The following is an 11,991-nucleotide window of genomic DNA, read 5'->3' on the forward strand; positions in this document are numbered from 1 at the left end:
AAACGCAGGTTTTGGCTCAGTTTTCACCTTCTTATGCCAGCCACTCAAGTTAAAAATGCCAGCAACAAGATCAATGACAACTCTTTCACTCTATCCGTTCGAGTGGAATACGCAGGCGATAAAAATAATGAAAATCCTGAAAACCCAAGTCGCCATCATCGGCGCCGGACCTTCCGGGCTGTTGCTCGGCCAACTGTTGCACAACGCCGGTATCCAGACCCTGATCGTAGAGCGCCAGAGCGCCGACTATGTGCGTGGCCGCATCCGTGCCGGGGTGCTGGAACAAGGCATGGTCGACCTGCTGCGCGAGGCGGGCGTGAGCCAGCGCATGGACGCCGAAGGGTTGGTGCATGACGGCTTCGAACTGGCGCTGAACGGCAAGCTCAGCCACATCGACCTCAAGGGTTTGACCGGCGGCCAGTCGGTGATGGTCTACGGCCAGACCGAAGTGACCCGCGACCTCATGGCCGCCCGCGTCGCTGCCGGCGCCACCACCTTCTACGAAGCCAGCCATGTGCAGCCGCACGCGCTGAAAAGTGATCAACCCTGGCTGACCTTCGAACACCAGGGCGAACCCTATCGCCTGGAGTGCGACTACATCGCCGGTTGCGATGGATTCCACGGTGTTGCCCGTCAGTCGATTCCGCAAGAGTCGCTGAAAATCTTCGAACGTGTGTATCCCTTCGGCTGGCTCGGCATCCTCGCCGACACGCCGCCGGTACACGCCGAGCTGGTGTACGCCAAGCACCCGCGTGGCTTTGCCCTGTGCAGCATGCGCTCGCCCACGCGCAGTCGTTATTACTTGCAAGTGCCGGTGCAAGAGCCGTTGGATGAATGGTCGGACGCACGCTTCTGGGATGAACTGAAGACCCGCCTGCCAGGCGACCTGGCCGCGCAGTTGGTGACCGGGCCGTCCATCGAGAAAAGCATCGCGCCGCTGCGCAGTTTCGTGGTCGAGCCGATGCAATACGGGCGCCTGTTCCTGCTCGGCGATGCCGCGCACATCGTGCCGCCCACCGGCGCCAAGGGCTTGAACCTGGCGGCCAGCGATGTGAACACGCTGTTGCGGATCTTGCTCAAGGTGTACCGCGAAGGACGTGTGGACCTATTGGAAAACTACTCGGCGATCTGCCTGCGCCGGGTGTGGAAGGCCGAGCGGTTTTCCTGGTGGATGACCTCGATGCTGCACCAGTTTCCAGAGGCGGATGGCTTCAGCCAGCGGATTGCCGAGAGTGAGCTTGATTACTTCATCCACTCCGAGGCGGGGCGTAGGACCATTGCCGAAAACTACGTAGGCCTACCCTACGAAACCATCGACTAACCCCCCTGCAACGCCTGTAGGTGGTTTCAGGGGCTGTAGTAACCCACTGCGACCATGTAATGCCCGCTCTTGCGCAAGTACGCATGCTTGTTCTCGACCTTGCCGGTCACCGGGTTTTTCCAGCGGTACTTGTACTCACCCTGGTCCTGCTCGGCCATCAGCTTGAGGATCGGCTCGCCCACCGGCTTGCCGTCCGGGTCCTTGATCTTGCCGAAGTCGGTGTTGATCAACCGCAGGGTGGTGCCGTGGGCCACGTAGCGCTCGGTATTGAGGTCGACCACGAACACGTACAGGTCATCCTGCAGGAAGCCGCCTTGCAACGAATTGATCGCCTTCAGTGTGCCGGCTTCGTCCTTGACCAGTGCGTTCACGGCCTTGTTGCGCAGGGCACGCGCCTGTTCCGGAGTGGCCCGTGGCAGGTAGTAGCCGACCGCGAGGATGCGCTCGCCGACGCGCTGATAGAACACATGCTTGTGTTCCACTTTGCCGTCGTTCCAGTTCTGCCAGCGATAGTCGGCCTGCTGGATGCCTTGGCTTTCGGGCACGTTGAGGGCGTCCTTGAACGATTGGCGCAGCTCGGGCCCAAGCACCTCACTGACATCACGGCCGATCAAGGCGGAGGAGGGGCCGCCGCTGGCCAGCAGCACGCCTTTGGTGTCGAGCACGAACACGTAGCGGTCCTTGTCGATGAATTCGCCTTGGCGGCTGAACGCGGCGAAGGCCTTGTCACCGTTGCTCTGGTAATACGCCAAGGCTTTTTCCAGCAGTGCCTTGGCGGCTTGAGCGTCCTCGTCCTGAGTCGTTGCAGCGTGCACCTGGCTGAAACACAACAACAGCAGCCAGGTGATGTGGCGCAGTGCCTTCATGGTCCGTTCCTCGTTCTTGTTGATGTGCCAAGAGCGTAGACGGCTGTAGTCCAAGGCGTCGAATGTTTAGCCAAGTTGCACCCAAACTCCGCCAAGCCTGAATTTATTCACCTATGCCGGCGTGTGACGCTGCCGGGCATCGACCTCACTGTGATCGCCCATGGACGGTTCCGCCGATACGCTCCCCGAGCTGGCTTTCTGGGCACTGTTCCACTGCCGGCACGCACGCCCACCAGACGCCTTTCTTCTACGTTGATCCACCCCCTGTAGGGCGTGCTCCTGCGCGCCTGTCCGACACAAACGTATGAGAATGCCCATGAGCGATTTCGCATGCCTGCACGAAGCCCAGACCTTTCTGGACCAGCACCCGGACATCGAGATGTTCGAACTGTTTATCCTCGACAACAATGGCGTGCCACGTGGCAAGCTCCTGCACCGCGATGAACTGCTGGCGGTGTACGCCAGCGGCCGGCCGCTGCCCAGCACCATCCTCGGCCTGACCATCAATGGCGACGACGTAGAGGACTCCGGGCTGGTCTGGGACGTGGGCGATATTGACTGTCGCGCCTACCCCCTCAGCGGCAGCCTGCAGCGCATGCCATGGCGGTTGATCCCGACGGCGGCGGTGCAAGTCAGCATGCACCCAAGCGAAGGCCTGCCCGCCACGGTGGCCGACCCCCGGCACTTGCTGGCCAGGGTGATCGACGGGCTCAAGGCCGACGGTTATTACCCGGTGATGGCGGCGGAGCTGGAGTTCTACCTGCTGGACCAGCAACCCGACAGCCATGGCCGCCCGCAACCGGCACGGGACATGGACGGCGGCCGCCCACGTTCGACCCAGGTCTACGGCCTGCGCGAGCTGGAACAGATCGAACCGTTTCTCGCCGACCTCTATAGCGCCTGCAAATTGCAAGGCATCCCGGCACGTACGGCGATCTCCGAATACGCCCCGGGCCAAGTCGAGATCACCCTGGAGCACCGCGCCGACGCCCTGCAAGCGATGGATGAGGCGGTGCGCTACAAGCGCCTGGTCAAGGGCGTGGCGCACAAGCACGGGATGACCGCCTGCTTCATGGCCAAGCCGTTCGACGACCTCGCCGGCACCGGCATGCACATGCACGTCAGCCTGGCGGACGCAGCGGGCAACAACCTGTTCGCCAGTGAGGCTGCCGACGGCACGCCGCTGCTGCGCCAGGCGGTGGGCGGCATGCTCAGTACTTTGCTCGATTCGCTGCTGCTGTTTTGCCCCAACGCCAACTCCTACCGGCGTTTCCAGAGCAACAGCTATGCGCCACTAGCCGCCACCTGGGGGGTCGACAACCGCACCGTCAGCCTGCGTGTACCTGGTGGCCCGGCCCCATCCCGGCACATCGAACACCGCATCTGCGGTGCCGACGCCAACCCCTACCTGGCTGCTGCTGCGATCCTGGCCGGCATCCATCGAGGTATCCGCGAACAACGCGACCCCGGCGCGCCGGTGGAAGGCAATGGCTATGCCCAGGCCAAGGAGTTGCTGCCCACTGACTGGCTGACCACCCTGCGTGCGCTGGAAGGCTCAAGCTGGGCGCGAGAAGCGTTTGGCCATGAGTTCCTCGGCGTGTACCTGGCGGTAAAACGTGCGGAATACCGCCAGTTCATGGGCGAGGTCGGCGCGCAGGATTGGCGCTGGTATCTGCATCAGGCCTGAACAAGTCGACGGTAGTGATGGTTTCAACCTTTTTTTCACGTTGCAGTGGTTAAGCTGCGAATCAAGGTCGTTCACTCCCGTTTCACTTACATGAGCTCGCGATGTCGCCACAACCTCCATCCTCCATCGAGATCGAATTCGCCGAGCGCTGTGGCCGTGAGCACGCGCGGGTCTGCGGCGATACGCGTCCGCCCGGGCTGCTGCAGCGCCTGGCGGCCTGGCGTGTGCAGCGGCTGGTGCGCCATGCACTGAACGCGGCGGGCGAGCCGGGGCTGATTCTGGATCTGGCGTGTGGTTCGGGGCGCTTCTGGCCGGTGTTGGCCGAGCACGTCAACCGCGTGATCCTGGCCTCGGATAATTCCCAGGACATGCTCGACCACGCCCGCGGTCATCACCCGGCATTGCTCAAGCGGATCAAGACGTTCCAGGGCTCGGCGTTTTCCATCGGCCTGTCGGCGAACGCGGTGGACTGCATTTTCTGCCTGGAGCTGTTTCGGCATGTCCCCGGCAGTGACGGGCGCCTGGCACTGCTGCGCGAGTTTTACCGGGTCAGTCGCGACACGGTGATTGTTTCGGTCAATTCGGCGGTGGCGGTGGAGCCGGAGTTTCGCCAGGCCGGTTTCGAGGTGCTCAACCACCAGGAATTCGTGCCGGGCTCCAAGCTGTGGCGGGTCTACGTGCTGCGTAAGGCAGGATAACTCCCGTTCATCGGACTATTCTTTATCTCTTGTGGGAGTTTTCGTGTGGCGCACGCACTGCGGATGCTCGCAATGCCCTTTCGCGATATATACTGCGCGCCATTCTTCAAGGGAGAGCCGTGTGGCCATCGATATTCACTGGATCTGCGACAACGATAGCCTCGGCCAGCATTGCGCCGAATGGCAGCAGTTGCCATTCGTCGCCCTCGACACCGAATTCATGCGGGTCGACACCTTTTATCCCATCGCCGGGCTGATCCAGATTGGTGATGGCGTACGCGCTTACCTGATCGATCCCCTGACCATCGACAACTGGCAACCCTTGGCCGCCTTGCTGGAAAACCCGGCGGTGATCAAGGTGGTGCACGCGTGCAGCGAAGACCTCGAAGTGCTGCTGCGCCTGACCGGCAGCCTGCCGGTGCCGTTGTTCGATACGCAATTGGCGGCCGCTTACCTGAACCTCGGTTTCTCCATGGGCTATTCGCGCCTGGTGCAGGCCGTGCTGGACATTGAGCTGCCCAAGGGCGAAACCCGCTCGGACTGGCTGCAGCGGCCGTTGTCCGAGACGCAGATCAGCTACGCCGCCGAAGACGCGTTGCACTTGGCGCAGGTCTACATCCGCCTGCGTCCGCAGCTGTCCGACGACAAATACGCCTGGGTATTGGACGACGGCGCCGAGCTGGTGGCCAACCTGCGCCGCGAAGTCGACCCCTACGAGGTGTACCGCGACGCCAAGCTGGCCTGGAAACTGTCCCGCGCGCAACTCGCGGTATTACGTGAGCTGTGCGCCTGGCGCGAACAGCAGGCGCGTGCCCGCGACCTGCCGCGCAACCGCATTATTCGCGAACACTCGCTGTGGCCCCTGGCCAAGACCCAGCCGGATAACCTCGCCGCCCTGGGCAAGATCGAAGACATGCACCCGCGCACCGTGCGTCAGGATGGCCAGTTCCTGCTGGACCTGATCAAACGTGCCGGCAGTGTGCCCGCTGACCAGTGGCCGCCCGCCGTCGCCGAGCCCTTGCCGGTGGACGCCGCCGCGCTGATCAAGCAACTGCGTGCCCTGGGCCAGGCCGAAGCCGAACGCCTGAACATGGCGCCGGAACTGATGCTGCGCAAGAAAACCCTCGAAGCCCTGGTCAAAAGTGGCTACCCCGATGGGCCTTACCAATTGCCAGACTCGCTGCGTGGCTGGCGCCGCGAGTTGATGGGCCAGGCGCTGCTCGACAGCCTGGCCACTGCCGGAGAACAGCCTTGAAACGTATTTGCTCCATCTACCGCAGCCCCAAACGCGCCGGCATGTACCTTTACGTGCTTAAAAGCGATGTGCTGGAACGTGTGCCCGAAGGCCTGCTCGCGGTGTTCGGCAAGCCGGTGCACGCGTTCAACCTGGTGCTGACCCCTGAGCGCAAGCTGCAACAGGAAGACATCGCCCAGGTCCTGGAAAACCTCGACAAGCAGGGCTACCACCTGCAAATGCCGCCGCCCGAGGACGAGTACATCGAGCACTTGCCCGAAGAACTGCTGCGCCGTAACGACCCGATGTGATCGGTCAGTGCCCCCTTCCGGGCACATTTTTCAATGCAATCGTATTGGTGGGCGGTGGCCGTAAGGATGCGGGCGGCCGTCTGCACTGTTTTTGAAAGGTTTTAAGCATGCGTGTTCTGATTGCTGAACAGGATCACCCGCTCTACGCCCAATTGCTCGGCGAAGCGGCACCGGACCTTGAGGTGTTGACCAGCGGCGACTCGGCCGAATTGTCCCGCCTGGCCGCCGATTGCCCGGTATGGCTGGGCCAGCCCGATCTACTGGCCACCCTGTTGCGCCAAGGCCATCAACCGCAGTGGCTGCAATCGACCTGGGCGGGCATCACGCCGCTGCTGGCCGACGGCCTGACCCGCGACTATCGCCTGACCCGCGCAGTGGGCATTTATGGCCAGGTCATGGCTGAGTTTGTCCTCACCTACATGCTCGGCCATGAGCGCGAAGTGCTGGCGCGCTTGGTCAGCCAAGTGGAACGCAAGTGGGACAGCCGCACGGGCCAGAGCCTGGCGGGGCGTAAGGTGCTGATCGTCGGCACCGGCGATATCGGCCAGAGCGTTGCGCAGTTCCTGGTGCCGTTTGGCGTCAAGCTGTACGGCATTGCCAGCACTGCGCGCGAGCAGGCGCCGTTTATCGAAGTGGCCGGTCTGGATCAGTTGGGCCGCTTGGTGGGCGAGGTGGACTATGTGATCAACCTGCTGCCGAACACGCCGAGCACCCATGATTTGTACGACGCGGCGCTGTTCAAGCAATTCAAGCCGACAGGTTTGTTTATCAACGTTGGGCGCGGTGTTGCTGTGGTCGATGCCGACTTGGTCGAAGCGCTGAAGGAAGGGCACTTGGCTGGCGCGGTGATCGACGTGTGCCGCCAGGAACCATTGCCGCAACGCCACCCGTTCTGGACCGCCTGGGGGCTGTTGCTGACCGGGCACAGCTCGGCGCCGACGTCACCGCAGTTGATGGTGGAATTGTTCTTGCAGAACGTGCGGGCGTATCAAGCCAAGGAAGTGCTGCGCGGCGAAGTGGATTTCGCCCGCGGCTACTGACACCACGCAGTAAAAAATGTGGGAGCGGGCTTGCTCGCGAATGCGGTGTGTCAGTCGCCTGATGAGTTGGCTGACCCACCGCCTTCGCGAGCAAGCCCGCTCCCACACAAGCCTGCTTATTGCCTCAGCTTCAGAGGCTGAAATCGCCTTCGGAAACCAGCTCGCTCAACGGTCGACGCGGGCTCGGCACTTCACGGCCTTGCAGGTATTCCGGCAAGGTCGATTTGTCGCCCAACTTGCCCACCGCCACGGCGGCATGCAGCGCATAACCTTCTGGAATCTTCAGCTCTTTGCGCGTCAGCTCCTGATCGAAACCGGCCATACCGTGGGTGTGCCAGCCGCTGAGGCTGGCTTGCAACGCTAGGTGGCCCCAGGCCGAACCGGTGTCGAAGGTGTGCCACAGCGCTGGGGTTTCTTCGCTGGCGCCGGGGGCGGTGAAGTCGGTCTTCGAGGCAATGATCACCAGGGCCGATGCGTGTTGCGCCCAACCACGGTTGAACTCATTCAGCAGGCCGAGGAAACGTTCCCAGTCCGGCGTATCGCGGCGTGCGTAGAGAAAACGCCATGGCTGCGAGTTATAGGCCGATGGCGCCCAGCGCGCAGCTTCGAAAAAGCTCAGCAGGGTTTCCTGTGGGATGCTCTCGCCGGTAAAGGCGCGGGGCGACCAGCGGTCGGTGAACTGGGGGTGGATCGGGTAATCGGCAACACGTGTCATGTGCGGTTCCTGAGGGTCAATTCGGCGTTCAAAGCTACTGCGCGGTCACTAGACTGACAAGTGTTGTTACACCGCCAGTCGTAAGCGCTTGGTTCCAAGGGCCTTGGGCACTAGACTGGCGGCCTTTTAACATACCGATACTGATGTAGAGCCATGGCCGCCAAAGTCGAACCTTTCTGGATACGCAAAACCCTTGAACACCTCGATCAGGAGGAGTGGGAGTCGTTGTGCGACGGCTGTGGCCTGTGCTGCCTGCAAAAGCTTGAGGACGAAGACGACAACAGCGTCTATTACACGCGCATCGCCTGCAAACTGCTCGACCTGAAAACCTGCCAGTGCACCGACTACCCCAACCGCCGCGACTCGGTGCCCGATTGCATCCAGCTCACGCCCGGGCAGGCCGACCAGTTCAAATGGCTGCCGCCGACCTGCGGCTACCGCCTGGTCAGCGAGCGCAAGGATCTGCCGCTGTGGCACCACCTGGTCTGCGGCGACCGTGACGCGGTGCACCACGAACGTATTTCCCAGTCCGGGCGCATGCTCGCCGAAGGCAGCGTGCCCGAAGACGACTGGGAGGATTACCTGATCTTCCGCGCAGGCTGATAAAGGAGTCGCTATGACGATCGCAGCCAAGCTGGCCACCACCCTGGTGTTGCTGGCGCTGAGCGGGCCGGGGTGGTGCGCGAAGAAAGTCGATCTGGATTATCACGTCAAGTTGCTGCCCCAGAGCGATCAGGCCGAAGTGCGGGTGAGCCTGTCCCAGGGTTCGGCGGTGCGCAGCCTGGACTTTGACCTGGGCCGTGACGGCGACTACAGCGACTTCAAGGCCGACGGCCAATGGCGCGTCAAAGGCCAGCGGGGTGTGTGGCAGCCCGGCGCCGACAAAGTCAGCCTGACCTACCGCGTACGCCTGAGCCATGCACGCAAGGCCGGGATCTACGAAGCGCGCATGACCCCAGGCTGGGCGCTGTTTCGTGGCGAAGACCTGGTGCCCACTGCGCGGCTCGACCAGCAGGACGGCGTCGAGTTGGTCTCGCGCCTGACCTTCGAATTGCCCGCCGGCTGGAAAAGCGTCGAGACCGCCTGGCCGCGTATCGGCAAAAACAAATTCCGCATCGACAACGTCTCGCGCCTGTTCGACCGGCCCACCGGCTGGATGCTTGCCGGCACCCTTGGCAGCCGCCGCGTGCGCCTGGGCGAAACCGAGGTCACCGTGGCTTCGCCCAAGGGCCAGGCCATGCGCCGCATGGATGTGCTGACGTTGCTGACGTTCGTCTGGCCGCAAGTGGAAGCGGCGTTCCCACGCCATCCAGCCAAGCTGCTGGTGGTCGGCGCCAGCGACCCGATGCGCCGCGGCGCGTTTGCCGCGCGCGATTCGATCTACCTCAACAGCCGCACGCCGCTGGTCAGCGAGAACGGCAGCAGCCCGTTGATCCGCGAAGTGGTGCAGGCGATTGGGCGCTTCAATGATCACGACACCAGCGACTGGATCAGCGAAGGGTTGGCGCAGTACTACGCCATCGAGCTGGTACGGCGTGCCGGGGGGATTACCGATGAGCGTTATCAGGCGATCCAGGCGCGGTTGGTGAAGGAGGGCAAGGACGTGACGTCGCTGCGCGGCGAGCATGTCAGCGGGGCGACGGTGTCGCGGGCGGTGGTGGTGTTGCAGGAGCTGGATCGCGAGATTCGGGTGAAGACCCACAACAAGCGCTCGCTGGATGACCTGGCCCAGGCGGTGATGCGGGCCAACAGCATTACCACAGCGGAGTTTGTGCAGCTGGCTGAAAGCGTGATCGGCGAAGGGTCGGTAGTGCTGGACAGCAAATTACTGCGTTGACGCTGAACCCAATGTGGCAACGATCAATGTGGCAGCTGGCTTGTCTGCGATAGCGGTCTATCTGTGCCAGTTGTATTGGCTGAACCACCGCTTTCGCGGGCAAGCCCGCTCCCACAATTGGATCTCCAACATCTGATAGATCGTGTTCAGACAGTGGGTTTTTCCGCAGCCACTTCAGCCGGGGTCTTGAGGTTTTTCAACTCGGTTCCCACGCGTTCGATCTTTGTACGAATGGTGTTCATCTCCTGCCGGCCCTGCTCCAGCTTGTCCTTGAGCGAACTGTGCCCAGTTACCCCACGGGCCAGCACAACGCCGCCAATCGCCACCTGGATCAGGCCAAAAATCCCGCCACGGCGCAGGCCTTTGCCTACCATCATCATGCCACCGGCCACGGAGCCGATGCGTTCCAAGCCGTGCACGTTTTTGCTGTCGTTCATGATCTGTCTCCAACAAGGCGAGTGATACGTAGCTGACTGCCGGCAGGCGCCGGATGTTCCCGCAAAATCAGTATTTGGGGCCCGAGCGGGTGTTGTTGCCCTTGGCCAGGCGGTCGTAAAGCACCACATTGACGGTGGCGGCGAGGTTCATGCAGCCGGTGGTCGGGATGTAGACCACGTCTTCACACCAGTCGCGGATCTCTTTGTCGAGAGAACCGTCCTCGGGGCCGAAGATGTACAGCGCACGGTCGGGGTGGGTGTATTCGGGCAGCGGGCGGGCGCCGTCCACCAGCTCTACGGCGACCGGGATGCAGCCCAGGGGCAGGATCTTTTTCAGGTCATCGATGCCGATCAGCGGAATGTCGTGGTGGACCTTCTTGGTGTCGGTGATGAAGTCCCGCGCGCGCTCGTAACGCACGCCGGTGTAGAACACCGAGGCCACGCCGTAGCAGCCGGCGGCGCGCATGACCGAGCCGACGTTTTCGGGGGATTTGGGGTTATACAGACCGATGCAGCTGTAGCGTTTATTGCCCACGGGGAAGGGTGCCTTGGCGGAAAAAAACGCGATTATACGGTGCTGAGGGCTGTGGTGCTTGGGCCATTGCTTTCGCGAGCAAGCCCGCTCCCACATTGGATTGGGTTCACAGATGTCTATCTGTGAATACAGTCAAATGTGGGAGCGGGCTTGCTCGCGAAGCGGCCAGTACCGACAACACAGGACTATCAGTCGTCCTTCTTCATCAGCCCCGCCAACGCCGCAAACGGGTTGTGCGTGGCCTTGGCAATCGTCGGGCTGCTGGTGGAGCCTTCGCCGAAATACTGCTGGTCGGTGTACCGCGAGTGTTCATTGTCGTGGCAATACAGGCACAGCAATTCCCAGTTGGAGCCATCCTGGGGGTTGTCATCATGGTTATGGTTACGGTGATGCACGGTCAGTTCGCTCAGGCGCTTGCCGGCGAATTCACGGGCGCAGCGGCCGCACACGTGGGGGTACATCTTCAACGCTTTGTCGCGATAGCCCATTTCCCGGTCGCGCTGGGCATCGGCGAGGATGCGGTCCAGCTTGGCGGTGTGGGAGGGCGGGTTGGTTGAGCTCATCATGGCTCCTATATTTTGGTGGTCACGGTAAGGCTTGATTCTAGCCGTTCACGGCGCATTTAGCCCTTGAGCTTTTCGGCGATCCAGATGGTGTGCCGCGTGCCTTTGTTGCCGTGGGCGAACACCTGCACCTCTTCGGCCTTGAAGCTGGCCTTGCGCAGTTTATCGCTGAACAGCTTGTCGGCACTTGCCGACCACACCGCCAGTACGCCCTTGGGCCGCAGGGCCTTGGCGCAGGCCGCCAGGCCGCCGGCGGAGTACAGCCAGCTGTTGGCGCGTTGGGTGAGGCCTTCGGGGCCGTTGTCGACGTCGAGCATGATCGCGTCAAAGCCCTGCGGCTCGGCCTGCAGCACCTTGGCCACGTCTTCCATGCGGATCACCGTGCGCGGGTCCAGCAACGGCCGGCCGGATTTCTCCCCCAGTGGGCCACGGTTCCACTCCACCACGCCGGGCACCAATTCAGCGACCACCACCTCGGCGGTCTTGCCCAAATGCTTGAGCGCCGAGGCCAGGGTAAAGCCCATGCCCAGGCCGCCGATCAGCACCCGTGAATCCGGGCGCCCGGCGACCTTGCGGCAAGGAATCTCCGCCAGCGCGTCTTCGGAGCCATGCATGCGCGTGTTCATCAGTTGGCCGCCGTCACCGCCCTGGATCTTGATCACAAAATCCTCGCCGTATTCGAACAGGCACAAGGCACCGCCGTTGTCGGGGATCGGGGTGGTGTCCAGCAGAACGAAACGTTTCATG

14 protein-coding genes are annotated in these 11,991 nt (G+C 62.4%); 8 read left to right on the forward strand and 6 right to left on the reverse strand.

Annotated elements, in window-relative coordinates; all coding sequences use genetic code 11:
* Positions 1-127: 127 nt before the first annotated feature.
* A complete protein-coding gene (pobA, locus tag LIY36_RS07485) occupies positions 128-1,321 on the forward strand; it encodes a 4-hydroxybenzoate 3-monooxygenase (RefSeq protein WP_226455289.1) in 1,194 nt (397 codons plus the stop codon).
* A 26-nt stretch (positions 1,322-1,347) separates the two neighbouring features.
* Here pobA and LIY36_RS07490 read toward each other — a convergent pair whose 3' ends face one another.
* Complete coding sequence (locus LIY36_RS07490; protein WP_226455290.1) at positions 1,348-2,187, reverse strand: cache domain-containing protein; 840 nt, start codon at positions 2,185-2,187, stop codon at positions 1,348-1,350.
* Positions 2,188-2,503: 316 nt separating this feature from the next.
* Between LIY36_RS07490 and LIY36_RS07495 the strand changes: the two genes are divergently transcribed.
* From LIY36_RS07495 to LIY36_RS07515, 5 genes are all read left to right on the forward strand, one after another.
* Positions 2,504-3,874 (forward strand): glutamine synthetase family protein, encoded by a 1,371-nt coding sequence (locus LIY36_RS07495; protein ID WP_226455291.1) that lies wholly within the window; start codon positions 2,504-2,506, stop codon positions 3,872-3,874.
* A gap of 101 nt (positions 3,875-3,975) precedes the next feature.
* Entirely contained in the window at positions 3,976-4,572 is a 597-nt protein-coding gene (locus tag LIY36_RS07500; protein WP_226455292.1) for a class I SAM-dependent methyltransferase, read from the forward strand.
* 121 nt (positions 4,573-4,693) lie between these two features.
* Entirely contained in the window at positions 4,694-5,827 is a 1,134-nt protein-coding gene (rnd, locus tag LIY36_RS07505; protein WP_192299130.1) for a ribonuclease D, read from the forward strand.
* Positions 5,824-6,117, forward strand: coding sequence for a YcgL domain-containing protein (locus tag LIY36_RS07510; protein WP_159962113.1), 294 nt, complete (start codon positions 5,824-5,826; stop codon positions 6,115-6,117). The genes rnd and LIY36_RS07510 overlap by 4 nt, the downstream gene beginning before the upstream one ends.
* A gap of 107 nt (positions 6,118-6,224) precedes the next feature.
* Positions 6,225-7,157, forward strand: a complete 933-nt coding sequence (locus tag LIY36_RS07515) for a D-2-hydroxyacid dehydrogenase (protein WP_226455293.1) — start codon at positions 6,225-6,227, stop codon at positions 7,155-7,157.
* Positions 7,158-7,287: 130 nt separating this feature from the next.
* On the opposite strand, the gene LIY36_RS07520 is transcribed toward LIY36_RS07515, so the two are convergent.
* Entirely contained in the window at positions 7,288-7,872 is a 585-nt protein-coding gene (locus LIY36_RS07520) for a nitroreductase family protein (RefSeq protein ID WP_226455294.1), read from the reverse strand.
* 153 nt (positions 7,873-8,025) lie between these two features.
* Between LIY36_RS07520 and LIY36_RS07525 the strand changes: the two genes are divergently transcribed.
* Together LIY36_RS07525 and LIY36_RS07530 are read left to right on the forward strand one after the other, a co-directional pair.
* Entirely contained in the window at positions 8,026-8,475 is a 450-nt protein-coding gene (locus LIY36_RS07525) for a YcgN family cysteine cluster protein (protein WP_207044615.1), read from the forward strand.
* Between the two features lie 13 nt (positions 8,476-8,488).
* Positions 8,489-9,709: a hypothetical protein gene (locus LIY36_RS07530; protein WP_226455295.1), complete on the forward strand. Its 1,221-nt coding sequence runs from the start codon at positions 8,489-8,491 to the stop codon at positions 9,707-9,709.
* Between the two features lie 146 nt (positions 9,710-9,855).
* Here LIY36_RS07530 and LIY36_RS07535 read toward each other — a convergent pair whose 3' ends face one another.
* The 4 genes from LIY36_RS07535 to LIY36_RS07550 form a co-directional block, all read right to left on the reverse strand.
* On the reverse strand, positions 9,856-10,146 hold the full coding sequence (locus tag LIY36_RS07535; RefSeq protein WP_226455296.1) for a YgaP family membrane protein: 291 nt from the start codon (positions 10,144-10,146) through the stop codon (positions 9,856-9,858).
* A gap of 67 nt (positions 10,147-10,213) precedes the next feature.
* Positions 10,214-10,681, reverse strand: a complete 468-nt coding sequence (locus LIY36_RS07540; RefSeq protein ID WP_014717486.1) for an RNA methyltransferase — start codon at positions 10,679-10,681, stop codon at positions 10,214-10,216.
* Between the two features lie 188 nt (positions 10,682-10,869).
* The gene (locus tag LIY36_RS07545) at positions 10,870-11,244 is read right to left on the reverse strand and encodes a YajD family HNH nuclease (protein WP_003210675.1); all 375 of its coding nucleotides are present in this window, start codon (positions 11,242-11,244) and stop codon (positions 10,870-10,872) included.
* 59 nt (positions 11,245-11,303) lie between these two features.
* Complete coding sequence (locus tag LIY36_RS07550; RefSeq protein WP_226455297.1) at positions 11,304-11,990, reverse strand: spermidine synthase; 687 nt, start codon at positions 11,988-11,990, stop codon at positions 11,304-11,306.
* Position 11,991: the final 1 nt, after the last annotated feature.

Source organism: Pseudomonas sp. AF03-9, from assembly GCF_020515815.1.
GTDB lineage: Bacteria > Pseudomonadota > Gammaproteobacteria > Pseudomonadales > Pseudomonadaceae > Aquipseudomonas.

Coding starts and splice junctions, on each gene's coding strand:
- pobA (WP_226455289.1), top strand. CDS start 128: ATGAAAATCCTGAAAACCCAAGTCGCCATCATCGGCGCCGGACCTTCC.
- LIY36_RS07490 (WP_226455290.1), bottom strand. CDS start 2,187: ATGAAGGCACTGCGCCACATCACCTGGCTGCTGTTGTTGTGTTTCAGC.
- LIY36_RS07495 (WP_226455291.1), top strand. CDS start 2,504: ATGAGCGATTTCGCATGCCTGCACGAAGCCCAGACCTTTCTGGACCAG.
- LIY36_RS07500 (WP_226455292.1), top strand. CDS start 3,976: ATGTCGCCACAACCTCCATCCTCCATCGAGATCGAATTCGCCGAGCGC.
- LIY36_RS07515 (WP_226455293.1), top strand. CDS start 6,225: ATGCGTGTTCTGATTGCTGAACAGGATCACCCGCTCTACGCCCAATTG.
- LIY36_RS07520 (WP_226455294.1), bottom strand. CDS start 7,872: ATGACACGTGTTGCCGATTACCCGATCCACCCCCAGTTCACCGACCGC.
- LIY36_RS07525 (WP_207044615.1), top strand. CDS start 8,026: ATGGCCGCCAAAGTCGAACCTTTCTGGATACGCAAAACCCTTGAACAC.
- LIY36_RS07530 (WP_226455295.1), top strand. CDS start 8,489: ATGACGATCGCAGCCAAGCTGGCCACCACCCTGGTGTTGCTGGCGCTG.
- LIY36_RS07535 (WP_226455296.1), bottom strand. CDS start 10,146: ATGAACGACAGCAAAAACGTGCACGGCTTGGAACGCATCGGCTCCGTG.
- LIY36_RS07545 (WP_003210675.1), bottom strand. CDS start 11,244: ATGAGCTCAACCAACCCGCCCTCCCACACCGCCAAGCTGGACCGCATC.
- LIY36_RS07550 (WP_226455297.1), bottom strand. CDS start 11,990: ATGAAACGTTTCGTTCTGCTGGACACCACCCCGATCCCCGACAACGGC.